This is a genomic window from Arthrobacter sp. DNA4 (assembly GCF_024362385.1).
Lineage (GTDB): Bacteria > Actinomycetota > Actinomycetes > Actinomycetales > Micrococcaceae > Arthrobacter.
Genome location: NZ_CP101466.1, coordinates 2,497,979 through 2,523,040, shown reverse-complemented (window position 1 = coordinate 2,523,040; position 25,062 = coordinate 2,497,979). Strand labels below are relative to the sequence as shown.

Here is a 25,062-nt window from a genome sequence, read left to right as displayed (position 1 = left end):
TACTCACGTACTGCACCGCGGCCTTGCCGGCCCGGCTCCTACTTCAGAGAAAACGAGTCTATCGTGACTGGTTGTTTTGGTGCGCCGTCCGTGTCGCTGGCGCCTGGCGTGACGCCGGCGGCAGCAATGTTGGACACCACATCAAGCCCCGAGGTCACCTTTCCCACCACGGTATAGCCCCCTGCCGCGTCTGCCGGAATTGCCGTGTCCTTGTAGACAATGAAGAACTGTGTCCCGTTGCCGTAGGCGTTGTTGCCGGTACGGGCCACGGCGATGGTGCCGGCGGGGTACATGTTGTCCGCCGGGGTGTTTTCCAACGGGCCCCACGTGTAGTTGGGGTCGCCCTGGCCGTCGCCATTGGGTGAGCCGCACTGCAGCACGCCGAACTGGTCGGCGGTGGTGAGCCGGTGGCACGTCTTGCCGTTGAAATAGCCTTGGTCGCTGAGCGACTTGAAGACCGCGGCGGCCTGCGGAGCCTTGGTTCCATCCACCTCCACGCCGAGCGGGCTGCCGTTCAGCAGCAGCTGGCCCGTGAACGTCTTGCCCGCAGCGGTGTCTGCGGCCGGGATGTTCGGCCCGTTGGTTGCCGCAGCGGATGGAGTGGGGGAGGCGCTGGCCGAGGCGGATGGCTCCGTCAGGCCTGCCTGGGCGGCGGCATACTCGTCCTCGGTCGGGTTCCCGGCGAACGCCGTGAGTTGGAGGACGACGGCAAGCACTACGGCGGCGGTTCCCGCGCCGGCGGCCACGAGGTTGTCGCGTTTGCGCCGCTTCTCCTGGTCGCGCCGGAAGTCACGCTTGGCTTCCATTTGCAGGATGCGCCGTTTCGTTTCGCGGGCACTGCGTGAACTGGTAAGCAAGGGTCCTCCTCATCGTCGGGCTGCGGGTGTGCCGCGGTTGGCCGCGGCGCGCAGGAATCAGCGGCGAGTCAGTGCCGTCCGCCGTATTAGAGATGCACACGGAGGAACGCATAAACTGGCTGCCGCACATAGTTTATGCATGACCGGCTGTGCTGCCGCCGTACGCCGTCTCTGAACGGTGTGGTAAGCAGTGCGCCGCGCCTTCCATCCCTAAGGAGAACCTTCCCCATGGCACGCACCGCCTCCCTGTCCGGATTCCCCGAGTGGCTTCCAGAGGAGCGGCTGGTGGAGCTGCATGTGCTCGATACCCTGCGCAGGGTCTTTGAACTCCATGGTTTTGCCTCGATCGAAACCCGGGCTGTGGAGACGGTGGGTCAGTTGCTCCGCAAGGGCGAGATCGACAAGGAAGTGTACGGACTCAGCTTACCCAGGAGGATGAGAGCGACAACCCGGTGAAGGGCGGCAAAGCGGATCCCCACGCGCTGGCCCTGCATTTTGACCTGACGGTGCCGTTTGCCCGCTACGTCGTCGAAAACGCCGGCTACCTCGCCTTCCCGTTCCGCCGCTACCAGATCCAGAAGGTGTGGCGCGGCGAGCGGCCCCAGGAAGGCCGGGCCCGCGAGTTCACCCAGGCGGACATCGATGTGGTGGGCGACGGCGAGCTTCCGTTCCGTTACGACGTTGAGATTGCACTGGTCATCGCCGAGGCCCTCAGCGCCCTGCCCATCCCCGACTTCCGCCTCCGGATCAACAACCGCAAGCTCGCGGAGGGCTTCTACCGCGGCATCGGCCTCGATGACACCGCAGGCGTGCTGCGCAGCATCGACAAGCTTGAAAAGATCGGTCCCGCCAAGGTGGCTGAACTGCTGAAGAGCGAACTGGGCGCTTCCGATGACCAGGCCGCCAAGGCGCTGCAGCTGGCAGCCATCCGCACGGAAGACACATCCTTCGTGGCGCAGGTCCGGGCCCTCGGCGTCACCAACGAGCTCCTGGATGAAGGCCTGGACGAACTGGAACAGGTCATCGATGCCGCCGTGCAGCGGGCTCCCGGCAAGGTGCTGGCCGACCTCAGCATCGCCCGCGGCCTGGACTATTACACCGGCACCGTGGTGGAGACCGTGCTGGTGGGCCACGAGCAACTCGGGTCCATCTGCTCCGGCGGCCGGTACGACGCCCTGGCGTCCAAGGGCAACCGGAAGTTCCCGGGCGTCGGGCTGTCCATCGGCGTCACCCGTCTGGTGTCCCGGATCCTGAGCCAGGACCTGGCCAAGGCCTCCCGTTCGGTTCCCACGGCGGTGCTGGTGGCCCTGAACCACGACGACAGCTGGGGCGGCGCCCAGGACGTCGCCGCGCTCCTGCGCAGCAGGGGCATTCCCACTGAAGTGGCGGCCAAGGCAGAAAAGTTCGGCAAGCAGATCAAGTTCGCGGACCGGCGGGGCATCCCGTTCGTCTGGTTCACCGACGAGGACGGCACGCACCAGGTCAAGGACATCCGTACCGGCGAACAGGTGCTGGCGGCACCCGAAACCTGGATGCCGCCGCTGGAGGACCTGACGGTTCAGGTTGAAACAACCGCCCCCGCAGCAGCCTCCGTGTAGCCCGGGAACTCAGCGCTTGGGCTGGCGCTGCCGGAGGCGCAGCACCAGCCAGCGCCCGGCCACCCCCGCTGCGAGTACCGCGGCCATGGTCAGGACGGGCGCCGGCGGCAGGGTGAAGGCAAGGACGACGCAGCCCAGGAACCCCACGGCGTTCAGCCAGCGGGGAGCATAGCCGGGATGGGTCGTGAGGGTGAAGGCGGACGCGTTCGCCACGGCGTAATACACCAGTACGCCGAAGCTTGAGAAGCCCACCACCGTCATCACGTTGGTGGTCAGCAGGAGCAGGATGACGACGGCGGCCACGGCAAGTTCCGCCACGAACGGGACGGTGTGGGTGCCGCCTACCTTTGCCAGCGGACCCGGAAGATCGCGTTCCCGTGCCATGGCCAGGGTGGTCCGCCCCACGCCGGTGATGAGGGCTAGGAGGGCGCCCAGGCACGCAGCGGCTGCGCCCGCCTGCACCAGCGGCGCGGCAGGGGCAAGACGGGAATCCAATACTGCGTCCAGCAGGGGAGTTCCGGACGCGGCAAGCCGCTCTCCGAGATGGTTCAGCAGGAGCAGTGCCAGCAGCAGGTAGATGGCGAAAGCGGCTGCCAGGGCCGCCAGGATGGCCCGCGGGATGGCCCGTGTGGGGTCTTTGACCTCTTCACCCAGCGTGGCGATCCGGGCATAGCCGGCAAAAGCGAAGAACATGAGCCCGGCTGCCGGCAGGACTCCCGCCGGGTTGCCCGACGGCGGCCCGGTCAGTTCCGCCGCGGCGTGCGGGCCCAGCCACGCGGCCACGGCGACGAAGACCAGCGTCGCCAGGACCATGCACAGCAGAATGCGTGTCAGCAGGGCGGTCCGGGTAATGCCGAACAGGTTGACTCCGGTGAGCGCCACGACGGCGGCCACAGCAACCGGGACCGCATAATCCCGCGCCACGTAGCTGCCGAACGTCAACGCCATGGCTGCGCAGGACGCCGTCTTGCCTGTCACGAAACCCCAGCCTGCCAGGAAGCCCGGCCACTCGCCGAGCTGGTTCCGGCCGTACACATAAGTACCGCCGCTGGTGGGGTACTTGGCGGCGAGGGCGGCAGAGGCCACGGCGTTGCAGTACGCCACCGCTCCTGCGATCAGTACTGACAGGACCAGAAGATTCCCTGCCAGCGCCGCGGCCGGAGCGAACACCACAAACACGCCGGCGCCCAGCATGGAACCGAGTCCGATCGCGGTGGCATCAAAGGTCCCGAGCCTGCGCTGCAGCTGCTGCGGTTCGCTCATGCGGCGGCATTCCCTTTCCAGCGGGTAAACTCGGACGGGATCGTTCCCGCAACGATCATATTGAAACTTCCCACTGTTTTCCCGCAGAAAGGCGTGCTGTGCTGCGCACACATGACCTCGGATCCCTTCGTTCCGAGCACATTGGACAAACCGTAACCCTGACCGGCTGGGTGGGCCGCCGTCGTGATCACGGTGGTGTGGCATTCGTTGACCTTCGCGACGCTTCCGGCGTGGCCCAGGTGGTGGTCCGCGAGGAAGAAGTGTTCCACGGACTGCGCAACGAGTACGTCCTGCAGGTCACGGGCACCGTATCCAAGCGTCCGGAGGGTAACGAGAATCCCGCCCTCGCGACGGGAGAGATCGAGGTCATTGCCGAGGACGTCACCATCCTCAACACCTCCGACCCCCTGCCGTTCCAGATTGACGAACACGTGGAAGTCGGCGAGGAAGCCCGCCTCAAGCACCGCTACCTTGACCTGCGACGCCCCGGCCCCAGCCGCAACCTGCGCCTCCGCTCCGAGGCCAACCGGGTGGCGCGCGACCTGCTCCACCAGGAGGGCTTCGTGGAGATTGAGACGCCCACGCTGACGCGTTCGACGCCGGAAGGCGCCCGTGACTTCCTGGTTCCGGCACGCCTGGCCCCGGGTTCCTGGTACGCCCTCCCGCAGTCCCCGCAGCTTTTCAAGCAGCTGCTGCAGGTGGGCGGGTTCGAGAAGTACTACCAGATTGCACGCTGCTACCGCGACGAGGACTTCCGTGCGGACAGGCAGCCGGAATTCACCCAGCTGGACATCGAGGCCAGCTTCGTCGACCAGGACGACATCATCCGGCTGGGCGAAAACATCGTTAAGGCAGTGTGGCAGCTCATCGGAGCGGACATCCCGACGCCCATCCAGCGCATCACCTACGCCGACGCCATGGCGCGGTACGGCTCCGACAAGCCGGACCTTCGCTTCGGGCTGGAACTGACCGAGCTCACCGATTTCTTCAAGGACACCAACTTCGGCGTGTTCAAGGCTCCCTACGTGGGTGCCGTGGTCATGCCCGGCGGCGCTTCCCAGGCACGCCGTGCCCTGGACGCGTGGCAGGAATGGGCCAAGCAGCGCGGCGCCAAGGGCCTTGCCTACGTCCTGTACAAGGAGGACGGCGAACTCGCCGGCCCCGTGGCGAAGAACCTCACCGAGTTCGAGCGCGCAGGCCTGGCCGACGCTGTGGGCGCGAAGCCCGGCGACTGCATCTTCTTCGCCGCTGGTGAAAAGACCCCCTCGCGCGCCCTGCTGGGTGCGGCCCGCGTGGAAATCGGCCACCGTACCGGCCTGATCGATCCCACGGACTGGGCTTTCTGCTGGGTTGTGGACGCACCCATGTTCGAGACGGCCGCCGCTGCCGTTGCCTCCGGCGACGTTGCTGTCGGCGGAGGCCAGTGGACTGCCGTGCACCACGCCTTCACCTCACCCAAGCCGGAATTCCTTGACACGTTCGACAAAGATCCCGAGTCGGCGCTCTCCTACGCCTACGACATTGTCTGCAACGGCAACGAAATCGGCGGCGGTTCAATCCGTATCCACCAGCGTGACGTGCAGGAGCGCGTCTTTGAACTGATGGGCCTGGACAAGGAAGACGCGCAGACCAAGTTCGGATTCCTGCTGGAGGGCTTCAAGTACGGCGCACCCCCGCACGGCGGTATCGCGTTCGGCTGGGACCGCGTGGTGTCGCTGTTGGCAGGGGTGGAGTCCATCCGCGACGTCATCGCCTTCCCGAAGTCCGGTGGCGGCCACGACCCCCTCACGGAAGCACCGGCCCCCATCACGCCCCAGCAGCGCAAGGAGGCCGGCGTGGACTTCAAGCCGGAGGCCAAGAAGCCGGAAGTGAAGAAGCCCGAAGACAAGCAGTAGTGCACGGTTAGTGGCCCAAGGCCGCAATCATTGGAGGTTCCCCGGTCTGCCCGGGGGACCTCCTGCCGTTAAGGAAGGAACAGCCCCGTGACCACACCGAGCCGGGTCCACCCCGCACCCCTGGGCCTTGAAGCCGCCATGGACGCAGCATGGCCCGCACCGGACCGCCATGATGCCGGCGGCTGGACGTTTCGTGCGGCCGAAGGCGTCACCCAACGGGCCAACTCCATCTGGCCACGCAGTGAACAGTACGGTGGCGACCAGTGCAGCGACGACCTCCCGGGCCTGCTCAGGGAGGCCAGGGCCTGGTACCGCAGCCGCAGCCTCCCGGTCATCTTCCAGGTCTTCGACACCCCGGCAGCGTCCGGTCTCCATGAACTGTTGGACGCGGAGGGCTTCACCCGCCAGTCCGAGACCCTGGTCATGACCCGCAGCGCCGTGGACGCCCGGATTCCCGCAGGCGCCACACCGGAGGTGGAACTCTCCACGGAGCCGTCAGGGGAGTGGCTGCGGGTTTGGTGGGAGGTGGACGGCCGCGGCGGGGAGGACTCCCTGGCCGTCGCCGAAACCATCCTTAAGGGCTGCCCCTCCGTGTATGCCCTGGTGCGGGACGGCGATGGCAGGGCTTCCGCCGTCGGCCGCCTTGCCCTCCCGGGCGGCAGCGGGCAGGGCGGCCTGTACTGCATGGCTACCCTGCCCGCCGCGCGCCGCCAGGGCTTCGCGGCCGCCATCCTGCAGTCGCTGCTGCGGGCAGGCAACGAGCGGGGAGTGGACGGCTTCTGGCTTCTGGTCACAGCGGCGAACCGTGGGGCGCAGCAACTCTACGGGAAAGCCGGGTTCCGTGAGGCCGGCCGCTACCTGTACCGGCAGGAACGCCCGCAGCGCGCCCTGACTGGTTGCTAGGGCTGCATTAGGGGGCCCGCGGGATCAGTGGATCCGGGTGCCGGCTGTTGGTGCGTCCTGCAGTTCGTGCCTGCTTGCCAGCAGCAGATCACGGCGCTGTGCGGATCCCTTGAGGTAGGAGGTGCCCAGTTCGGCAATAGGTGTCCTGAAGGTCTCCGGGGAGTAGAAGGCCGATGCTGCCGCGATAAGCATGCAGACCGTGGCGAAGACAGCCACCGGAATCCAACCGGTTATACCGGGGGCAAGGAGCATGCCGGCAATCATTGGTGCGAATCCGGCGAGAACCAGTCCGAGCTGGTTACCCCGTGCCATTCCGGTGTAACGGACGGGGGCGGCGAACTGTTCGGCGAAGAATGCTTACCAAATGCCGTTGAAGCCCGAATAGAGCACCGTCATGTTGAGGAAGGCGGACAGGAAGACCAGCGCGAGGTTGCCGGAGGACAGGGCGAGGAAGTAGAGGAAGATCGTAACCGAGCAGCCGATGGCGGCCGTAAGCAGCAAGGGGCGTCGTCCTATCCGGTCCGAAAGCCTGGCCGCGAGCGGCATGGCCACCATCGACAGTCCGATGGCCACAGCATTGACGGTCAGGATGGACGCTCGGTCAAAGCCGGCAGTAGTGGTGGCATAGGCCAATCCGAACACGGTGAAAACGGTCTGCATGACGGACATGATGGACATCCCCACGACGCGCATAACGTCAGCCCCCTGGAACCTGAGCACTTCCTTAATCGGCATCGGGGCCACCTGGTCCGTTGCCTGGGCTTCCTCAAAAACGGGGGTCTCGTCCAGGTGCGTCCGCACCCAATAAGCGATCCCGAGGACCACGATGGAGAGCCAGAAGGGAATGCGCCATCCCCAAGCCATCATGGCTTCCTGTGGCAGGGCTGCCACGGGAATAAAGACGAGGGTGGCAAGCACCATGCCGGAGGCGTAGCCGGTCATCACGAAGCTGGTGAAGAAGCCCCTTTTTCCTTCCGGTGAATGTTCGAGGGTCAGGGTCGAGGCGCCCGCCGATTCCGCGCCGGCGGAAAACCCCTGGGCCAGGCGGCTGGCCACCAGGAGGATCGGGGCCCAGATGCCCACCTGTTCGTAGCCGGGCAGGAACCCGATACCCAATGACGACAGGCCCATGATGCCCAGGGTGAGCAGCAGGATTTTCTTGCGGCCCAGTTTGTCCCCGAAGTGGCCCATGACCAGGCCTCCAACCGGACGGGCGACGTAGGCTACGCCGAACGTGGCAAATGCACTGATCAACCCGACCGCCGGGTCTGCGGTCGGAAAGAAGATGTGCGGAAAGACCAGGGCGGCGGCCGTCCCGTAGATGAAGAAATCGTAGTACTCAAGCGTGCTGCCGAGGAAGGACGCCAACGCCGCTTTGCCCGGAGTCTTACGCTGGGCAGTATCTGGTGCGGATTGGGATGGGGACATGGACTGCATGGTTCTCCTCAAGACGTCGGTGTCTCAGTGGGAGCCTGCTGGGAATCCGCCAGGTGGAAGTCCACCGAGAGGATTTGCTGGCTGTTGGGAAATGAGTAGGACTTAAGCGGCTCGTGCAGGCGATGGGTGTTGTAGACCGCAATGTCCTCGACCGATTCGAAATCGGCCACAATGGCGTAGTCGAAAGAGCGCTCGGTCCCGAGCACGTTAGCGCCGTGGGTCAGGCTGAGCATGCCGCGAATGTTCCCGGCCATCCTGTCGAGTCCGGTGATCCAGGCATGCTTGTCAGCGGGCGGAAAATCCGGTTTGAACTTGAAGAGCACGGTATGGCGGATCATCTCAGGCACCCACCAGTTCCGCGCCTGCTCCGTTTCGTTCAGCCGCGCAATACTCCGGCCGCAGCCCGGCGATGGTGCGGCCTGCCAGGTAGCCCATAGTCATGCTTGGCCCAAGGGTTGCTCCGGCGCCGGGGTATCCGGCTGCGTAGGCGTTTTCGGTCGTGTTTCCTGCGGCGAACAGGCCCTTGATGGGCTGGTTGTCGACGTCGAGCACGCGGGCCAGCCCGTCGGTTGCAACGCCGCCGTTGGTGCCGAAAGCGCCATTGACCACTTCCATGGCGTAGAACGGCCCGGTCTGCAGCGGACCGAGGGAGGGGTTCGGGTACGGGTTCTCCTCGTCGCCCCAGTACTTGTCGTAGGCGCTTTCACCGCGGCCGAAGTCGGGGTCTTCGCCCTTGACCGCGTATTCGTTGAACCGTGCCACGGTTGCGCGGAGGTTTTCCGCAGGCACGTTGATCTTGGCCGCGAGTTCTTCTAATGTGTCCGCCTCGATCAGGTAGCCGGGAGTGGGCTGGCCGGCGCGGTGGGCCAGGATGCCATAGCGCTCCATGTAGGCGTGGTCCACGATTACATGGGCAGGGGTATTGAGGGTCTGGTTTTTGGGGGAGTCCCAGGACTGCAGGCTCCGGGCGAGGTCGTTGTAGTTCTGCGACTCGTTGGCGAAGCGGCGGCCGTGGCGGTTCACCATGATCGATCCAGGGCCCTGGCGTTCGAAGCGCAGCAGGGTGCCGATCGGCTGGCCGTCCCGGGTGTCCCCGGTGACGGACATTGGGGCCCACCAGGCTTCCCTGGTGCCGCGGGTCTGGCCGCCGATCCGCTGGGCCATCCGCAGGCCGTCGCCGGTGTTCGAGGGCGGCGAGCACATCGTGTAAAGCCGCGAGGCCAGCATCGAGTCGGCGAGTGCCTTGTCCCATTCGAAGCCGCCGGTGGCCAGTACTACGGCATCGTTTGCGTGGAAGGCCTGACCGGATTCGAGCTCGACGCCGGTTACCCGGGTGCCGTCTGTCAGCAGCCGACGGCCCCGTGCTTCGGTGACTAGTGCGGCACCGTCGCGGACCAGGCTGGCAAGGAGCATGGACACCAGGGCCTGGCCCTTGGCCACGAGCCCGTCAGCCTGGCGCTGGTTGAGGTCGTCCCAGGGGAACTTGGTGAAGGCGCCCCAGTTTTCGTATTCCTGCATTGTGAACGGGGCCCGGCCGTCAGTGCGGACGTGCGCGGTGAGCTTGCCGATGGCTTCCTTGCTGTTGAACAGCTCGGGTTCCACCGTGCGGCCGCCCTCCACGGCGCCGGGGAGGTCCTGGCGGTAGTCCGGGAAGTTGTTGAGGAAGATGAAGCGGACGCCGCATTCCTCTTCAACGAAGCGGAGCATCTGGTCCCCGTAGTCCAGGGCGGCGTCCAGGAGCTCCTCCCGTCCGCGTCCCCGGGCCACGGCACGCACGTACTTTGCGGCCGCTTCCTTCGAATCGGTCATGCCGGCTTCCCGGGCGTGGTGGTTATCCGCCACCCACAGCATGCCGCCGGAGACGGCGGACGTGCCGCCCAGCAGGGGGCTCTTTTCCAGGACGACGACGGACTTGCCGGCGCGCGCTGCGGTGGCCGCCGCGGTGAGTGCGCCGGCGCCGGATCCGACGACGACGACGTCGTAGCTTTCGGCTGCGGTTCCATTGACGAATTTCATGGGTGTTGCCTTTCAGGAGGAGGAAATGGTTGCGCAGATGCCTGCGCCAACGGCTCTGTCAAGCGGCTGCCAGGGCCGGGAACCCGGCGGCCGGTTAGACGGCGGTGTAGCCGCCGTCGATAACCAGCTCGGAACCGGTGGTGAAGCGGGACTCGTCGGAGGCCAGGTACAGCACCCCGTAGGCGATCTCGTCCGGTTTGCCCTGCCGGGGAAGGGGATTGGAGCCCACCAGCTGCTTGTAGTAGGCATCAGCGCCGATGTCCGACTGCTCGGCGGAGCGGCGGCTCATCCGGGTGTCCATGGAGCCGGGGTGGATGGAATTCACCCGGATGCCGTGGGCACCGTACGCCGCCGCATCGGACTTGCTCAGGAGCCGGACTGCACCCTTGGTCGCGTGGTACAGCGGCACGTTCCGTCCGCCCGTGATTCCGTGGATGGAGGAGAAGTTGACGATACTGTCGGCGCCCTTTTCGATCATGCCGGGGACCACGTGCTTGGTCATGAGCCAAACGCCCTTGACGTTGACGTTGAAGATCGTGTCGAAGTCGGACACCGAGGCGGTGTGCGAGGCTCCGGCCGGCCCAATTATTCCGGCGGCGTTGACCAGGATGTCCGGCGTCCCGAGATCCTCGCGGACCTGGCGGATGGCTTCCGCGACGCTCTCCTCGCTGGTGACATCGACGTCGTACTCTTTGACGTTGGTGTGGGAGGTTGCGGCGGGGATGCCGGCAACGTCCAGGCTGGCGACTGCTGCGCCGTGTTCTGCCAGCAGGGCGGCAGTGGCCCTGCCCAGGTCACCGCGGCCGCCTGTGACGACTGCAGTCTTGCCTGCCACGCGGTTCGCTGTGGTGTTCATGCGGTCTGCTCCTCGTAACTCCAGCAGCCTCGTTGCTGCATCCCAGCCAGAGTTGCAGGGGAGCTGTGACTGGAACCACATGTTTACCGATCAACGGCAAAAGTTAGTTCTCGTGGCTTTGCCTAGTGGCTCTGGCGAAGGGTGCCCTTCAACTCGCCCCGCCAGCCGAGGGCCCGCGAGATCCCGCGGGCCGATGCCATCAGCACGGGCACCCGGGCGGCTGCATTCTCCTCGTTGCGCGGGACCACCACGCTGAGCGCCGCGCGGATGGAGTTGTCCGGTCCGAAGACGGGAACGGCGATGCCGCTGGATTCGGGAACAATCACGCCCGGCATGGCTGCAAAGCCCCGCTGCCTGATCGCGGCCAGATGGCGGCGCAGCTCGGACGGGTCGGTCAGCGTCGTTTCGGTGAATTTCGTCAGGGGCCGGGCCAAGAACCTGTCCTGGTAGGCCGCGGGGGAGTGTGCCAGGAGGACAAGGCCCGACGACGTCGCGTGGAGCGGCAGCCGGCCCGCAACTTTGGTGATGTCCACGATGGTCTTATCCGAGCCCAGGCGCTCGATGTACAGCACTTCGTCCGAATCCAGGATGCCCAGCGTGGTGGAGTGCTGCACCACGGACTGGACGTCCTCCATGAAAGGCAGCGCGGCTTCCCGCAGGCTGAGCGTCTTGGACCCCCGGGAGGCCAGTTCCCACATCCGGGTGCCGATATGGATGTCGCCGCCGGGCTCACGTTCGAGCAGCCGTTCGTGGAGCAGATCGTTGACCAGCCGGTAGGTGGTGGTGACCGGCAGCCCGGTCCTGCGCCCAAGTTCGGCGACGCTCATGGAACTATGGCGGTCGTCGAATGCACTCACGATCTTCACGAAGCGGCCGATAATCGACTCGCCCGACGCGGAATTGGCCACATTGCTCCTTCGGATTCCCGCTCAATGGTAATCCTCCTCCTGTGCCGCCCCCTGCTCCCGTCAGGCTCAGCCTGGCGGATCGGTCACTGTCACCCTTACCGAGCAGGCGTCCGCCGCGGCCTTCTTCAGCACGGCGGCCCGGGGTTCGGCTACGTCCAGGTAGGCAAGGCGCGGCAGGCGGGCGTAATCACGCAGGGCCGGTTCCTCCAGGACCAGGTCGGCCAGGGTCCGGTCGCCGCCCGGCACCAGGTACTCGAAGGCGGCCGCGCGGAACACTTCCGCCGCCTGCTGTGCCACGGCTCCCACCAGGGCGTCCGCCTGGTTGGAGCGGCGCCGGGCGAACCGCTGCTGGGACTGGCCGCCCGCCGCCGTGCGGGACTGGACGTACCGGGTGCCCGCCTTGGACGCGAGCAGCATGCCTTCGCTTGCCACCCCGATGCCGTATCCGCCCCGCCGCACCAGCAGCAACCCCAGCCGGCGCGGCTGCGACGCAAGCGCAGCCAGCCGCTCCAAGGGGCCGGTTCCGCGCCCGGGGCGTCCGTCGGCCGGCCACGGCGCCTGCAGGAGCGCCCCGGTGCCGTCGGACGCCACAAGGAGGAGGCCGTCGTCGCCGTCCTGCAGCCGGTAGCCGCCGTGGGAGGAACCGAAGCGCTCCGCCCAGCTTACCAGCCGGGCACCGGACACGAACGCCGTCCGAACTGACGGCGGGGCACCGGGGGGACCTGGGGCGGACATGGCAGTCCCTTCGTATCGGGGGAGATGGAAAAGCAGGTGGTGGACTGGAAGTAGCCTATCTATGTGGATGATCTCTTCGGGAACGGCCCAGAAAACGACGACGACGAGCGTCCCGTCGCGGGGGAAAGCGCAGGTTCCCGGGGACAGGGTTCGCGGGGCAAGGGTTCGCCGCGGAGCCCGCTGGCTGTGCGCATGCGGCCCCGCACGCTGGACGAAGTGGTGGGCCAGCAACACCTGCTTGGCCAGGGGTCGCCGCTGCGCCAGCTGGCCGCCGGGGCAGGCGCGGACGCCTCCGGTCCAGCCGGACCCAGCTCCCTGATCCTCTGGGGCCCTCCCGGTACCGGCAAGACCACCCTGGCGCACGTCATCGCCAGGGGCCCCGGGCGCAAGTTCGTGGAACTTTCCGCCATCACCGCCGGCGTCAAGGACGTCCGCCGCGTCATGGACGACGCCCTGACGGCCCGCGACCTGTACAAGACCACCACGGTGCTGTTCCTCGATGAAATCCACCGCTTCAACAAGGCCCAGCAGGATGCCCTGCTGCCCGGCGTCGAAAACCGCTGGGTGGTCCTGGTGGCTGCCACCACGGAAAACCCCTCCTTCTCGGTGGTCTCGCCCCTGCTGTCCCGCTCCCTGCTCCTCACGCTCAAGCCCCTGACCGATGCGGACATCGAGGGCCTCCTCGTAAGGGCCGTGGAGGATCCGCGGGGGCTGGGCGGCAAGGTCCGGCTCAGCGATGAAGCGCTGGAACACCTGGTCCGGCTGTCCGGCGGCGACGCCCGCCGTGCCCTTACCGCCCTGGAGGCCGCGGCCGGCGTCGCGTTCGGTGACGCGGACGACGTCGAACGTTCCGTGGGGGAGGAAGGCGCACCTTCCGCGCCGGGCACCGAAGAGCCGGTCACCGTGGAGCTGCGCCACACCGAGCGCGCCCTGGATGCCGCCGCCGTCCGCTATGACCGCGCGGGCGACCAGCACTACGACGTAACCAGTGCGTTCATCAAATCCATCAGGGGATCCGACGTGGACGCGGCCCTGCACTACCTCGCCCGGATGCTCGAGGCGGGCGAGGACCCCCGGTTCGTGGCCCGCCGGATCGTCATCTCCGCGGCGGAGGACGTGGGCATGGCGGACCCCACCGCGCTGCAGACCGCCGTGGCAGCAGCACAGGCGGTCCAGCTCATCGGTATGCCCGAAGGCCGGATCATCCTGGCCGAGGCCGTCGTCCACCTCGCCACCGCACCAAAGTCGAACGCCGCCTACATGGGCATCAACAAAGCGATCGCGGACGTGCGGGCGGGCCTCGGCGTCGGAATTCCTGCGCACCTGCGCGATGCCCACTATCCGGGCTCCAAGCAGCTGGGCCACGGCGTGGGCTACAAGTACGCCCACGATGCGCCGCACGCAGTGGCCACCCAGCAGTACCCGCCGGATGACCTGGTGGGCCGCGACTACTACCAGCCCACCGGCAACGGTGCCGAACGGGATATCGCCCAACGGCTGGAACGACTGCGGAGGATTGTCCGGGGCAAGTAATGGCGTGGTAAGCTGAATCTTTGTCTGGCAAGGCGCGGACGCACAATCTCCCCAATTCAGGTTGGCAAGGTTATGCCCTGCGCCCAGTAGCAAAAGGCAGCGGTTGGCCGATGCTCTCCATCGTGGAGGCCAGTAACACTGACACACCGCAGATATTGGAAGGACACAAGTGGCTAACAACACTCGTGCTCGCCGTCAGGCCCGCCTCTCGCGGTCCCTCGGCATTGCTCTGACCCCCAAGGCCGCCAAGTACATGGAGCGCCGCCCGTACGGCCCCGGTGAGCATGGCCGTGCCCGCAAGAAGCAGGACTCCGACTACGCCGTACGCCTGCGCGAAAAGCAGCGCCTGCGCGCCCAGTACGGCATCCGCGAAGCACAGATGACCCGTGCCTTCGAAGAGGCCCGCCGCACCAAGGGCCTGACCGGTGAGAACCTCATCGAACTGCTCGAAATGCGCCTTGACGCCCTGGTCCTGCGTGCCGGCTTCGCCCGCACCATCGCCCAGGCCCGCCAGCTGGTTGTGCACCGCCACATCATGGTTGACGGCGTCCGCGTTGACCGCCCGTCGTTCCGCGTCGGCGAAGGCCAGCTGGTCCACGTCCACAGCCGCAGCGAAACCATGGTTCCGCTCCAGGTTGCCGCAGCCGGCGCTCACCGCGACGTCCTGCCTGCCGTTCCGGCCTACCTGGACGTCAAGCTGGAAGCGCTGCAGGCCCGCCTGGTGCGCCGACCCAAGCGTTCCGAAATCCCGGTGACCTGCGAAGAGCAGCTCGTCGTCGAATTCTACGCACGCTAAATCCCAGCAGCGTACCCAAAGAAGCCCGTGGCAAGCGCCGCGGGCTTCTTTGTATGTAAGGTACTTGGGGGACATCTGCGCGGCGCCCCCTCCGGGCGCCTGCAGGATGGGACCCACCCACGGAATTTCGAGGAGATGAACGTCTATGTCTGGTGGCGATATTGCCGGCCTGATCGCTGCCGGGGTGTTCGCGCTCCTGGTCCTGCTGCTTGCGGTGCCCATCCTGAAGCTGGGAAAAGTCTTCGATGAGGTGCGGACCACCATCAGGTCCCTTAGCGACGGCGCCACCCCCCTGATGGACGAGGTCACGGCCACCGTGTCCACCACCAACCAGCAGCTGAAGAAGGTTGACGGCATCTCGTCGAACGTCTCGGATGCGTCCGCCAACATCTCAGCACTGTCCTCGCTGGTCGCCGCAACGGTTGGTTCCCCGCTCATCAAGGTTGCCGCCTTCAGCTACGGCGTCCGCAGCGCCTTCGCCAACCGCCGGAAGCCCGCCGCCGGGCGCCGCAGCCGCTAGATTCGAAAAGAACAAACATGAAAAGAATTGTCTGGATGGGAATCGGCGTGGCCATTGGCGTCATTGCCTTCCGAAAAGTGAGCCAGGCCCAGTCCAGCCTCGGGCCGGAGGGCCTCAACCGCACAGTGGGACGGCTGGCCGACGGAGTTTACGACTTCGCCGACGCCGTCCGCGCAGGGATGCATGAACGGGAAACCGACCTGAGGACGGCCCTGGGCATCGAATCCGCTGAAGTGGTCCGCCGCTAAGCCCGGCAGGGCATTTCACCGGCAGCCAGCCAACTACCGGCAGGACCCCCATTCGGGATCCCGCCACCTGAACGAAATTCCCGTGCCGCCCGGCGGCGCGGACCACGAAGGGTAAGAAAACAGCTCATGAAGTCGCAGGAGATCACAAAGCGCTGGGTGGACTTTTTTGTCAGCAAGGGCCACACCGCGGTTCCCTCCGCATCGCTGGTCTCCAGCGACCCCTCGCTGTTGTTCACGGTGGCCGGCATGGTCCCGTTCATTCCCTACCTCACCGCCCGCGAGGAAGCGCCCTACTCCCGCGCCACCAGCGTCCAGAAGTGCATCCGCACCGGCGACATCGAGGAAGTGGGCAAGACTGCCCGCCACGGCACGTTCTTCCAGATGTGCGGCAACTTCTCCTTCGGCGACTACTTCAAGGAAGACGCCATCAAGTTCGCCTGGGAGCTGCTCACCAAGAGCGTTGACGACGGCGGCTACGGTCTTCCGCCCGAGCGGCTGTGGGTGACGGTCTATGAGGAGGACGACGAAGCCGAGGAACTGTGGCTGAAGAACACGGGCGTCCCCGCTGAGCGCATCCAGCGCATGGGCAAGTCGGACAACTACTGGTCGACGGGCCAGCCCGGCCCGGCCGGTCCCTGCTCAGAGATCTACTACGACCGTGGACCTGCCTACGGCGTCGAAGGCGGGCCGCTGGCGGACGAGACCCGCTACATCGAGATCTGGAACCTCGTGTTCATGCAGTACCAGATCGAAAACGTGCGCTCCAAGGTTGACTTCGACATTGTTGGTGAGCTGCCCAAGAAGAACATCGACACCGGCCTGGGCATGGAACGCCTCGCCATGATCCTGCAGGGCGTCGAGAACATGTACGAGACCGACCAGGTCCGTCCGGTGATCGACAAGGCCGCGGAACTGTCCGGCAAGGAATACACCTCCGCCGAGACACCGGAGGACCCCCACCACACGGACGACGTCCGCATGCGTGTCGTCGCCGACCACATCCGCTCTGCCCTGATGCTGATCTCCGACGGCGTGACGCCTTCCAACGAGGGCCGCGGCTACGTCCTGCGCCGCCTGATCCGACGCGCCGTCCGGTCAATGCGCCTCCTGGGTGTGGAACATGCCTGCCTGCCTGAACTGCTGCCGGCTTCGCGCGACGCCATGAAGGGCGTGTACCCCGTGGTGGCAACCGACTTCGACCGGATCAGCCGCATCGCCTACGCCGAAGAGAAGGCGTTCCTGCGCACCATTGCGTCCGGCACTGCCCGGCTTGAGGACGCGGTCAAGGAATCCAAGGCAGCCAACAAGCCGCTCTCCGGCGAGGATGCCTTCACCCTGCATGACACCTACGGGTTCCCCATCGACCTCACGCTCGAGATGGCCGAGGAGGCCGGCCTGAAGGTAGACGAGCCGGCCTTCCGCAGCCTGATGCAGGAACAGCGCCAGCGCGCCCAGGCTGATGCCAAGGGCAAGAAGGGCGGCCACGCCGACGTCAGCGTCTTCCAGGAGCTCCTGGGCCAGGGCGAGACCGTCTTCACCGGCTACACCGAGCTCGAAGGCGAATCCCGCGTCCGCGGCCTGCTCAGCGCCGGCCGCCAGGTACAGCAGGCAGCCACCGGTGACGAGATCGAACTTGTGCTTGCCGAAACACCGTTCTACGCCGAGGCCGGCGGCCAGGCCGCGGACACGGGCCTGATCACCGGTGACGGGTTCGTCGTCGAGGTCCTCGACGTCCAGCGCCCCGTGAAGGGTCTGAGCGTGCACAAGGCGATTGTCCGCGAAGGTGAAATCGGTGCTGACTCGCTGGTGCGCGCCGCCGTCGACCGTGAACGCCGCCACGCGGCCGAGCAGGCCCACACCGGAACGCACATCGTTCATGCAGCCCTGCACCAGATCCTGGGGCCGGAAGCCACCCAGCGCGGTTCCTTCAACAAGGCCGGGTACCTGCGCTTCGACTTTGCCTGGGGCGAGGGCCTGAGCACGGCCACCCGGTCCGAGATCGAAGAGGTCTCCAACCTTGCCATCCGCAACAACTACGCGGTGGAAACGAAGATCATGGGACTGGCCGAAGCCAAGGCCATGGGCGCCATGGCACTCTTCGGCGAGAACTATGGCAGCGAAGTGCGCGTCGTGGAGATCGACGGCGCATGGTCCCGCGAGCTGTGCGGTGGCACCCACGTTGCGAACACCTCGCTGATCGGCAGCCTGTCCCTCCTGGGCGAACAGTCCGTAGGTTCAGGCAACCGGCGCGTGGAAGCGTTTGTTGGCATGGAAGCGTTCCGCCACCTCGCGGCAGAGCGCGCCTTGGTGACCGAGCTGACTGACCTGCTGAAGGTGCCGTCCGGCCAGCTCGCCGACAGGATCTCCGCCACCCTTGCCAAGCTGAAGGCCACCGAGAAGGAACTGGACCGGCTCCGCAAGGAACAGCTGGCCGCTGTTGCCGCCCAGCTGGTGGACAGCGCCAAGGATGCCGCCGGTGTCCGGGTGCTGGCCCACGATGCAGGAACCGTCAGCGGTGCCGACGACCTGCGCGGACTGGCCCTGGACCTGCGCAACCGCCTCGGTTCCGCGGCGGCCGCCGTGGCCGTGGCAGGCGTCGCCAATGACCGCCCGCTGATCCTGGTGGCCACCAACGAGGCCGCCCGCGAAGCGGGCGTCAAGGCCGGTGCCCTGGTCCGGGTCGCTGCCGGCGTGCTCGGCGGTGGCGGAGGCGGCAAGGACGACGTCGCCCAGGGCGGCGGAACCGACGCCGGAAAGGTCGGCGCTGCCCTGGCCGCCGTCGTCGACGCTATCTCCAGGCGATAACACAGCCATGACCGATGCTGTTGCTGCCGGCGGCTACCCCCAGGGCGTCAAACTGGGGGTAGACGTCGGCACCGTCCGCGTAGGGGTGGCCATCTGTGACCGGGATTCGATCCTGGCCACGCCCTACAAAACCCTTGACCGGAACGCCAGGAAAAACTCCGACGTGCGCGTCATCGCCAAACTGGCGCAGGAGCTGGGAGCCGTGCAGGTCATTGTTGGCCTGCCCCGGACCATGAAGGGCGAGGAACACTCCTCGGCCAGGATGGCCACCGACTACGCCCTGCTCCTGGCGGCCGAGCTTGCCGCCCGTGGCCTGGCGGTCCCGGTCAACCTTGTAGACGAACGCCTCAGCAGTGTCTCGGCCCACCGGAACCTGCACGAAGCTGGCATGAGCAGCAGGGACCATCGTAAAGTAGTTGATCAGGTCGCGGCGGCGGGTATTCTTCAGCACGCCATCGACATGCAGAAAGCCAGGGGAGCGGATGTCGGCTCACGCGTGACAGCGCCATCCCCGTCCGTGGACCTGGGGGCCGGTGGGGTGGACCAGCCCGTCCGCGCCATCCCCGCAGACACGGCCCAATCTTCACATAATGGAAGGCAACAGTGAGCCCTGCCAACATTGACGACACCTCCGGTCCGCTGGACCCCGGGGCCGCCAGGCCGCTGACCCGCAAGGAAATGCGGGCCCGGGAGAAGAGCCTCAACACCGGCGGCCACGACGCCGTGCCCGAGCAGGCCTACGAAACCGGTGACGTCCCGCCGCCGCCGGCAGCTCCTCCGGCTGCCGCATCTCCCGCGGCCGAATCCACCTTCGCTCCGCTTCCCGCCGCCGGAGACGTTCCGGCTCTTCCGGAGACCCCGCCGTCCATCCAGGAAGACCAGCCTGCGCCCGGTTCCCCCGGCAATGATGCCGGCACCGACGTGCCGGCCCCTCTCCAGCACCACGACGCCGTCCCCGGGCACGAGGATGCTGCGCACCCCGGTGCCGCCCCGGCCGCCGTCGGGCACCATCCGGACGATGTCCACCATGCCGGGGCGGACTACCATGACCCCGCACATCACGACGCCTATTCGCAGCCACTGGACAACCACCACTTCGACGCGCACCACGAGGCGGACCTGCACCACGGGGCCGACGTGCACGGCCACCAGGAAGGCGTGCACGACGCCCATGCGTACCACTCCGGCGGATACCACGAGGACCCCCACGCGGACGTCCCGCACCAGGACGCAGGCCACGAACTGCTGCCAGGCTCATCAGCCGCCCAGGTGGTGCGGCCGTCCAAAAAGGTCCGGCGCCGCCGCAGGCTGCTGGCCCTGGTCCTGACCCTCGCTGTGTTCGTGACGGCAGTCGCCGTGGGCGCCCAGTTCCTCAAGCCACTCCTGGGCAGTGGCAAGCCCTCGGATTTCCCCGGCCCCGGATCGGGCGAGGTCCAGGTGACCGTAGCCAGCGGTGAAGGAACGCGCTCTGTCGCCGCCCAGCTTGAAGACCAGCGCGTCGTTGCCAACGCAGATACCTTCATGCAGGCCTTCCACGCGTCCGGCGGAACGCTGTCACCGGGGGACTACACCTTCAAGACGGAGATGAAGAACGCTGACGCCGTGAATGTGCTGCTCGGCAAGGACAAGACCAAGGTCATTTACTTCGCCCTGAGCGCGGGCCTGCGGATCAACGAGTCCCTGCAGGCAATCTCGGAGGGCTCCGGCGTGTCGATGCAGACCCTGCAGGCGCTCAGCAACCAACCTGCCCAGTTCGGCCTGCTTACCAACGCGAAAAACCTTGAAGGCTACCTGGCCCCCGGCGAGTACCGCTTCCCGCTGGGGACGCAGGCCAAGGACATCCTGCAGGCGCTGGTTAAGGCCACCACCGACGAACTGGTATCGCAGGGCATCACGGACCCCGCCAAGCAGTACCAGGCCGTCATTGTGGCAAGCATCGTCCAGGCAGAGGGCGGCCAGGCCGACTACGGCGACGTGACCGGCGCCATCTACAACCGCCTCAAGCCCAACGACCAGACCGGCGGCTTCCTGCAGGTTGACTCTGCCGTCACGTATGGCCTTGGCACCCGAAGCTTCAACTTCACGGATGAGCAGCGGCAGGACAAATCCAACCCGTACAACACCTACGCGAATCCGGGCTTGCCACCGGGACCCATCGGCTCACCCGGCAAGACCGCCATTGACGCGGCCGCCCGGCCAAAGACCAATGACTACCTGTACTGGGTGACCATCAACCTGGACACCAAGGAGACGAAGTTCGCCAAGACGCTGGCCGAACACAACGCCTACGTCGAGCAGTACAACGCGTGGTGCCAGGCCAACGCGGGCCGCTGCACATGAGCCTGCGGGCTGCCGTCCTGGGCCACCCGATCAGCCACTCGAAGTCCCCGGCCCTGCACCTGTCCGCCTATGAGCGGCTGGGTGCGGGCATCAGTTACACGGCCATCGACGTCACGGAGGCCTTGCTGCCGTCCTTCATGCGCCAGATCCGGAACCAGCCGGGCTGGCGCGGGCTCTCGGTGACCATGCCGCTGAAGACGGCCATGCTCGGCGAGGTGGACGAGGTGCGGGGCGTGGCACGGACCCTCGGAGTGGTGAACACTGTCACCTTCGAGGAATCCGCCGGCAGGGTGAAGACTGTGGGCTCGAACACGGACGTGACCGGCATCGTCAACGCCCTGCGCCACGCCGGTACCCGGGCAGCACCGTCCGCCGTCATCCTCGGTGGCGGCGGAACAGCGGCATCGGCGGTCGCGGCCCTGAAGGAACTGGGCACCAGCAGTGTGCAGGTCTTTGTCCGCGATGCCTCGCGGACAGCAGACGTCCGCTCCGCCGCGGACAGCCTTGGCGTGGCCCTCGAGGTCCGTCCGCTGGCGGGTGCGGCCCGCCCCACGGCGGAGGCCGACGTCGTCATTTCCACCCTGCCGCCCCGCGCCGCAGATGGACTCGCCGCGGAAATTGCGGCCTTCAAGACCAGGACGCCCGGCGTCCTGCTCGACGTTGCCTACGATCCGTGGCCCAGCCTCATCGCCTCGGTATGGGAGTCCGGCGGCGGCGCCGTAGTGCCCGGCCTGGAGATGCTGCTGTACCAGGCCGTGGAACAGGTGCGGCTCTTCACCCGCCGCGGGGAAGACGTTAACGCACCTGTCATAGATGTGATGTGTGACGCAGTCGGCCTTGCCCGACGGGCGTTGTGACCGCCCTACGTGGCAGGATGGAAATTATGCGTTGGTTGACTGCCGGTGAATCCCATGGCCCGGCTCTGATGGGAATTATTGAAGGCGTCCCCGCCGGTGTTGAAATCACCGGCGGCCACATCGCAGACTCCCTGGCCCGCCGTCGGCTTGGCTACGGACGCGGCGCCCGGATGAAGTTCGAACAGGACGTGGTCACTATCCTTGGCGGCGTCCGCCACGGCCTGACCCAGGGCGGTCCCGTCGCCATCCAGGTGGCGAACACCGAATGGCCCAAGTGGGAGCAGATCATGTCCGCCGACCCCGTGGACCCCGGGCTCCTCGCCGACCAGGCACGCAACGCGCCCCTGACGCGCCCCCGCCCGGGGCACGCCGACTTCACCGGCATGCAGAAATACGGCTTCGATGAGGCCCGTCCCGTACTGGAGCGTGCAAGCGCCCGCGAAACCGCCACCCGCGTGGCGCTGGGCACGGTGGCCGCGCAGTTCCTCAAGCACCTCGGCATTGAACTTGTCAGCCACACCGTGTCCATTGCCAGCGTGACGGTGCCGGAAGGCCGCCCGCTGCCCGTGCCCGGCGACGTCATTGCCCTGGACACAGACCCCTTGCGCTGCTTCGACCGCGAAACCTCCGACGCCATGGTGGCCGAGGTGGACGCTGCACACAAGGAAGGCGAAACCCTGGGCGGCGTAGTGGAGGTCCTGGCATACGGACTCCCGCCAGGACTGGGCAGCTACGTGCACTGGGACCGCCGGCTCGACGCCAGGCTGGCCGCGGCACTCATGGGCATCCAGGCCATCAAGGGGGTGGAGGTCGGTGACGGCTTCCTGACCGCTGCCCGCCGCGGCTCCGCCGCCCACGACGAAATCGTCCGGGACGGTGAAGGACGCATTGTCCGCACCAGCAACCGTGCCGGCGGCATCGAAGGCGGCATGAGCATCGGTGATGTCCTCCGCGTCCGCGCAGCCATGAAGCCCATCGCCACGGTTCCGCGCGCCCTGCGGACCATCGACGTCAGCACCGGTGAACCCGCCAAGGCACACCACCAGCGTTCGGACGTCTGTGCAGTACCGGCCGCGGCGTAGTGGCCGAGGCCATGGTAGCCCTGGTCCTCGCCGAGGCCGTCATCGAGAAGTTCGGCGGTGACTCAGTGGCGGAAACCGCGCGCAACATCAAGGGTTACCTGGACAACATCCCGGCATCCCTGGACTCGATCGGCCAGTAGTGCTCCACCGCAGCAGTCCCGGACCCCTCTGCGACCGGCCGATAGTACTCATCGGTCCCATGGCGGTGGGCAAATCGGCCATCGGGCAGCACCTCGCCCAGCAGCTGGGGGCCCGGTTCATTGACACCGACGCGGTCATCGTCGACGGCCACGGCTCCATCGCCGATATCTTCGCGGGGCGCGGCGAGCACGCGTTCCGGGAGATCGAAGCCCGCACCGTGGCCGATGCCGTGGAGGAAGCTGAAGGGACCCTGACCGTTATCTCGCTGGGCGGCGGTGCGGTGCTCGACTCGGGCACGCAGCAGCTCATCAGCCGCTGCACGGTTGTGTACCTGGAGTGCGACGCCGATACCGTGGCGGACAGGATCGCCCGGAACTCGGGCCGCCCGCTCCTCGCCGGCGACGCCATGGGCCGCTGGACAGCAATGTTCGCCACCCGCAGGCCGGTCTACGAGAGGCTGGCCGACATTACCCTGGACGTCCGCCACGGCTCGGTACCCGAGCTCGGCGGCCGGCTGGAAGCAGCACTGCGGAACCACGCAGCTGCCAAACAGGAAGTTGAAAAGTGAAAACGCAATCAACAGTCATCAACGTCACCGGCGAAGGTGCCGGCAACAACTACGGCGTCGTCGTCGGGCGCGGCCTGCTTGGTGACCTTCCCGGGCTGCTCGGAGAGCGGGTCCGCCGCGTCCTGGTGATCCACCCCCGCGCCCTGCGCCTCACCGGTGACACCGTCCGCGACGAACTCGCAGCGGCCGGCTTCACGTCGCTTACCGCCGAAATCCCGGACGCTGAAGAAGGCAAGCACATCCAGGTGGCCGCCTTCTGCTGGCAGGTCCTGGGCCAGAACGATTTCACCCGTTCGGATGCCATTGTCGCCGTGGGTGGGGGAGCAGTAACCGACCTTGCAGGCTTCGTCGCCGCCACCTGGCTGCGCGGAGTCAAGGTCATCCACATGCCCACCAGCCTGCTGGGCATGGTGGACGCCTCCGTGGGCGGCAAGACAGGTATCAACACCGCCGAAGGAAAGAACCTCGTAGGCTCCTTCCACCCGCCCGCCGCCGTCCTGGCAGACCTGGACACCCTGGACACGCTGCCGAAGAACGAGATCATTTCCGGCCTGGCCGAGGTGATCAAGTGCGGTTTCATCGCCGATCCCGCCATCCTGGACCTGGTGGAAAAGGACCCCGCCGCAGTGGTGGATCCCCGTTCCGACGCGCTCCGCGAGCTGATCGAGCGGGCCATCGCCGTCAAGGCCAAGGTGGTCTCCGAGGATCTCAAGGAGTCCGGGCTGCGGGAAATCCTCAACTACGGCCACACTCTGGGCCACGCCATCGAACTGGTGGAACGCTACTCCTGGCGGCACGGGGCCGCGGTGTCCGTGGGCATGATGTTTGCCGCGGAACTTGCCCGCAGCGTCGGGCGGCTCAGCGATGCCGACGCCGACCGGCACCGGAGCATCCTGGACGGGCTTGGGCTTCCGGTCACCTACCGGCGGGACCGGTGGCAGGGCCTGCTGGACGGGATGCGCCGCGACAAGAAGTCCCGCGGGGACCTCCTGCGCTTCGTTGTCCTGGACGGCATCGCCAAACCGGGAATCCTCGACGTCCCGGACACGTCGCTGCTGTTTGCGGCCTACCAGGAAATTGCGTCCTGATGAAGGGCGACATGAGCGGCACCGCCGACTGGCCCGAGGCAGGGTTCCCCGGTATCCGGATCAACCCGGACACCCTGCGGCCGCAGATCGTGAACGAGGACGCCGTCCGCGACGCCCTGGCCGCCTCCACCGATCCCGCCGACCCGATCTTCGTGCTGCTGGTTGAGGGCCACGCGTCCGACGCCGCCGAACTGCTGGCCGAAGCCCGCTTCAAGGACCCGGAATCGTTCCGGCTGCGCGTGTTCGAGGCCGAGGTGCTGAGCGTCTCCCACCGGATGGACCGTGCCATCGAACTGTTCCGCCAGCTTGTGGCGGAGGTGCATGGCACCTCCCGCGAAGCGCTGGCCCTGCAATACCTGGGGCGGACACAGTATGCAGCCGGGCACACCTCCGCTGCCGTTGAATCCTTCTCCAAGGCACTGGACCTGCGGGTGGCGCAGTCCGCGGATGCCGCCCAGATCTACTCCTCCACGGTGGCCCTGCAGCGCGCCCGGGACGTCCTGGACCTGGCCTGCTGACCCGGAGCCCGGTGGCCGCGGAAAGGCTGCCCCGGAATTACCGGTAGAATGGTTGTGGAATTTTTGCATCCACGCGATTTTTGACAAACACGTGCAGG

22 protein-coding genes and 2 pseudogenes are annotated in these 25,062 nt (G+C 66.7%); 15 read left to right on the top strand and 9 right to left on the bottom strand.

The window, feature by feature from the left end; genetic code table 11:
* Window positions 1-38: 38 nt before the first annotated feature.
* On the bottom strand, window positions 39-857 hold the full coding sequence (locus NMQ03_RS11580; RefSeq protein ID WP_255172328.1) for a peptidylprolyl isomerase: 819 nt from the start codon (window positions 855-857) through the stop codon (window positions 39-41).
* Window positions 858-1,085: 228 nt separating this feature from the next.
* Between NMQ03_RS11580 and hisS the strand changes: the two are divergent.
* Window positions 1,086-2,455 (top strand): annotated as a pseudogene (gene hisS / locus NMQ03_RS11575) (histidine--tRNA ligase).
* A 9-nt stretch (window positions 2,456-2,464) separates the two neighbouring features.
* On the opposite strand, the gene NMQ03_RS11570 reads toward hisS, so the two are convergent.
* On the bottom strand, window positions 2,465-3,718 hold the full coding sequence (locus NMQ03_RS11570; protein WP_255172327.1) for an APC family permease: 1,254 nt from the start codon (window positions 3,716-3,718) through the stop codon (window positions 2,465-2,467).
* 98 nt (window positions 3,719-3,816) lie between these two features.
* On the opposite strand from NMQ03_RS11570, the gene aspS reads away from it, so the two are divergent.
* Both aspS and NMQ03_RS11560 read left to right on the top strand, forming a co-directional pair.
* Complete coding sequence (gene aspS, locus NMQ03_RS11565; protein ID WP_255172326.1) at window positions 3,817-5,613, top strand: aspartate--tRNA ligase; 1,797 nt, start codon at window positions 3,817-3,819, stop codon at window positions 5,611-5,613.
* Between the two features lie 138 nt (window positions 5,614-5,751).
* Entirely contained in the window at window positions 5,752-6,516 is a 765-nt protein-coding gene (locus tag NMQ03_RS11560) for an N-acetyltransferase (protein WP_255175593.1), read from the top strand.
* Between the two features lie 24 nt (window positions 6,517-6,540).
* Here the strand turns inward: NMQ03_RS11560 and NMQ03_RS21195 are convergent, their stop codons facing one another.
* The 7 genes from NMQ03_RS21195 to NMQ03_RS11530 form a co-directional block, all read right to left on the bottom strand.
* Complete coding sequence (locus tag NMQ03_RS21195; RefSeq protein ID WP_369693180.1) at window positions 6,541-6,828, bottom strand: hypothetical protein; 288 nt, start codon at window positions 6,826-6,828, stop codon at window positions 6,541-6,543.
* A gap of 45 nt (window positions 6,829-6,873) precedes the next feature.
* Window positions 6,874-7,944 carry an MFS transporter gene (locus NMQ03_RS11555; protein WP_369693179.1) on the bottom strand — a complete coding sequence of 357 codons (1,071 nt, stop codon included), beginning with the start codon at window positions 7,942-7,944 and terminating at the stop codon, window positions 6,874-6,876.
* Between the two features lie 17 nt (window positions 7,945-7,961).
* Complete coding sequence (locus NMQ03_RS11550; RefSeq protein WP_255175592.1) at window positions 7,962-8,291, bottom strand: Dabb family protein; 330 nt, start codon at window positions 8,289-8,291, stop codon at window positions 7,962-7,964.
* Window position 8,292: 1 nt separating this feature from the next.
* Window positions 8,293-9,969: an FAD-dependent oxidoreductase gene (locus tag NMQ03_RS11545; RefSeq protein WP_255172325.1), complete on the bottom strand. Its 1,677-nt coding sequence runs from the start codon at window positions 9,967-9,969 to the stop codon at window positions 8,293-8,295.
* Window positions 9,970-10,063: 94 nt separating this feature from the next.
* Window positions 10,064-10,825: an SDR family NAD(P)-dependent oxidoreductase gene (locus NMQ03_RS11540; RefSeq protein ID WP_255172324.1), complete on the bottom strand. Its 762-nt coding sequence runs from the start codon at window positions 10,823-10,825 to the stop codon at window positions 10,064-10,066.
* A 122-nt stretch (window positions 10,826-10,947) separates the two neighbouring features.
* Entirely contained in the window at window positions 10,948-11,733 is a 786-nt protein-coding gene (locus NMQ03_RS11535) for an IclR family transcriptional regulator (RefSeq protein ID WP_224026159.1), read from the bottom strand.
* A gap of 66 nt (window positions 11,734-11,799) precedes the next feature.
* Window positions 11,800-12,468: an acVLRF1 family peptidyl-tRNA hydrolase gene (locus NMQ03_RS11530; protein ID WP_255172323.1), complete on the bottom strand. Its 669-nt coding sequence runs from the start codon at window positions 12,466-12,468 to the stop codon at window positions 11,800-11,802.
* Window positions 12,469-12,531: 63 nt separating this feature from the next.
* Here NMQ03_RS11530 and NMQ03_RS11525 point away from each other — a divergent pair, with 63 nt between their 5' ends.
* The 12 genes and pseudogenes from NMQ03_RS11525 (at window position 12,532) to NMQ03_RS11470 (ending at window position 24,964) form a co-directional block, all read left to right on the top strand.
* Entirely contained in the window at window positions 12,532-14,001 is a 1,470-nt protein-coding gene (locus tag NMQ03_RS11525) for a replication-associated recombination protein A (protein WP_255172322.1), read from the top strand.
* Between the two features lie 169 nt (window positions 14,002-14,170).
* The gene (gene rpsD / locus NMQ03_RS11520; RefSeq protein WP_009357431.1) at window positions 14,171-14,797 is read left to right on the top strand and encodes a 30S ribosomal protein S4; all 627 of its coding nucleotides are present in this window, start codon (window positions 14,171-14,173) and stop codon (window positions 14,795-14,797) included.
* 145 nt (window positions 14,798-14,942) lie between these two features.
* Entirely contained in the window at window positions 14,943-15,317 is a 375-nt protein-coding gene (locus tag NMQ03_RS11515; RefSeq protein WP_141160339.1) for a DUF948 domain-containing protein, read from the top strand.
* A 17-nt stretch (window positions 15,318-15,334) separates the two neighbouring features.
* A complete protein-coding gene (locus NMQ03_RS11510; RefSeq protein ID WP_224026156.1) occupies window positions 15,335-15,565 on the top strand; it encodes a DUF6167 family protein in 231 nt (76 codons plus the stop codon).
* A 126-nt stretch (window positions 15,566-15,691) separates the two neighbouring features.
* Window positions 15,692-18,370 (top strand): alanine--tRNA ligase, encoded by a 2,679-nt coding sequence (gene alaS, locus NMQ03_RS11505; RefSeq protein ID WP_255172321.1) that lies wholly within the window; start codon window positions 15,692-15,694, stop codon window positions 18,368-18,370.
* A gap of 7 nt (window positions 18,371-18,377) precedes the next feature.
* Entirely contained in the window at window positions 18,378-18,977 is a 600-nt protein-coding gene (ruvX, locus tag NMQ03_RS11500) for a Holliday junction resolvase RuvX (RefSeq protein WP_255172320.1), read from the top strand.
* Entirely contained in the window at window positions 18,974-20,710 is a 1,737-nt protein-coding gene (gene mltG, locus NMQ03_RS11495; RefSeq protein WP_255172319.1) for an endolytic transglycosylase MltG, read from the top strand. The genes ruvX and mltG overlap by 4 nt, the downstream gene beginning before the upstream one ends.
* The gene (locus NMQ03_RS11490) at window positions 20,707-21,567 is read left to right on the top strand and encodes a shikimate dehydrogenase (RefSeq protein WP_255172318.1); all 861 of its coding nucleotides are present in this window, start codon (window positions 20,707-20,709) and stop codon (window positions 21,565-21,567) included. The genes mltG and NMQ03_RS11490 overlap by 4 nt, the downstream gene beginning before the upstream one ends.
* A gap of 23 nt (window positions 21,568-21,590) precedes the next feature.
* Window positions 21,591-22,789, top strand: a pseudogene (aroC, locus tag NMQ03_RS11485) (chorismate synthase).
* Window positions 22,789-23,358 (top strand): shikimate kinase, encoded by a 570-nt coding sequence (locus NMQ03_RS11480; RefSeq protein ID WP_255172317.1) that lies wholly within the window; start codon window positions 22,789-22,791, stop codon window positions 23,356-23,358. Before aroC ends, NMQ03_RS11480 begins: the two are co-directional and overlap by 1 nt.
* Window positions 23,355-24,446 (top strand): 3-dehydroquinate synthase, encoded by a 1,092-nt coding sequence (gene aroB / locus NMQ03_RS11475; RefSeq protein ID WP_255172316.1) that lies wholly within the window; start codon window positions 23,355-23,357, stop codon window positions 24,444-24,446. Before NMQ03_RS11480 ends, aroB begins: the two co-directional genes overlap by 4 nt.
* On the top strand, window positions 24,446-24,964 hold the full coding sequence (locus NMQ03_RS11470; RefSeq protein ID WP_255172315.1) for a tetratricopeptide repeat protein: 519 nt from the start codon (window positions 24,446-24,448) through the stop codon (window positions 24,962-24,964). The genes aroB and NMQ03_RS11470 overlap by 1 nt, the downstream gene beginning before the upstream one ends.
* Window positions 24,965-25,062: the final 98 nt, after the last annotated feature.

Coding starts and splice junctions, on each gene's coding strand:
- NMQ03_RS11570 (WP_255172327.1), bottom strand. CDS start 3,718: ATGAGCGAACCGCAGCAGCTGCAGCGCAGGCTCGGGACCTTTGATGCC.
- NMQ03_RS11560 (WP_255175593.1), top strand. CDS start 5,752: ATGGACGCAGCATGGCCCGCACCGGACCGCCATGATGCCGGCGGCTGG.
- NMQ03_RS21195 (WP_369693180.1), bottom strand. CDS start 6,828: ATGGCACGGGGTAACCAGCTCGGACTGGTTCTCGCCGGATTCGCACCA.
- NMQ03_RS11555 (WP_369693179.1), bottom strand. CDS start 7,944: ATGTCCCCATCCCAATCCGCACCAGATACTGCCCAGCGTAAGACTCCG.
- NMQ03_RS11550 (WP_255175592.1), bottom strand. CDS start 8,291: ATGATCCGCCATACCGTGCTCTTCAAGTTCAAACCGGATTTTCCGCCC.
- NMQ03_RS11545 (WP_255172325.1), bottom strand. CDS start 9,969: ATGAAATTCGTCAATGGAACCGCAGCCGAAAGCTACGACGTCGTCGTC.
- NMQ03_RS11540 (WP_255172324.1), bottom strand. CDS start 10,825: ATGAACACCACAGCGAACCGCGTGGCAGGCAAGACTGCAGTCGTCACA.
- NMQ03_RS11530 (WP_255172323.1), bottom strand. CDS start 12,468: ATGTCCGCCCCAGGTCCCCCCGGTGCCCCGCCGTCAGTTCGGACGGCG.
- NMQ03_RS11515 (WP_141160339.1), top strand. CDS start 14,943: ATGTCTGGTGGCGATATTGCCGGCCTGATCGCTGCCGGGGTGTTCGCG.
- NMQ03_RS11510 (WP_224026156.1), top strand. CDS start 15,335: ATGAAAAGAATTGTCTGGATGGGAATCGGCGTGGCCATTGGCGTCATT.
- alaS (WP_255172321.1), top strand. CDS start 15,692: ATGAAGTCGCAGGAGATCACAAAGCGCTGGGTGGACTTTTTTGTCAGC.
- ruvX (WP_255172320.1), top strand. CDS start 18,378: ATGACCGATGCTGTTGCTGCCGGCGGCTACCCCCAGGGCGTCAAACTG.
- NMQ03_RS11490 (WP_255172318.1), top strand. CDS start 20,707: ATGAGCCTGCGGGCTGCCGTCCTGGGCCACCCGATCAGCCACTCGAAG.
- NMQ03_RS11470 (WP_255172315.1), top strand. CDS start 24,446: ATGAAGGGCGACATGAGCGGCACCGCCGACTGGCCCGAGGCAGGGTTC.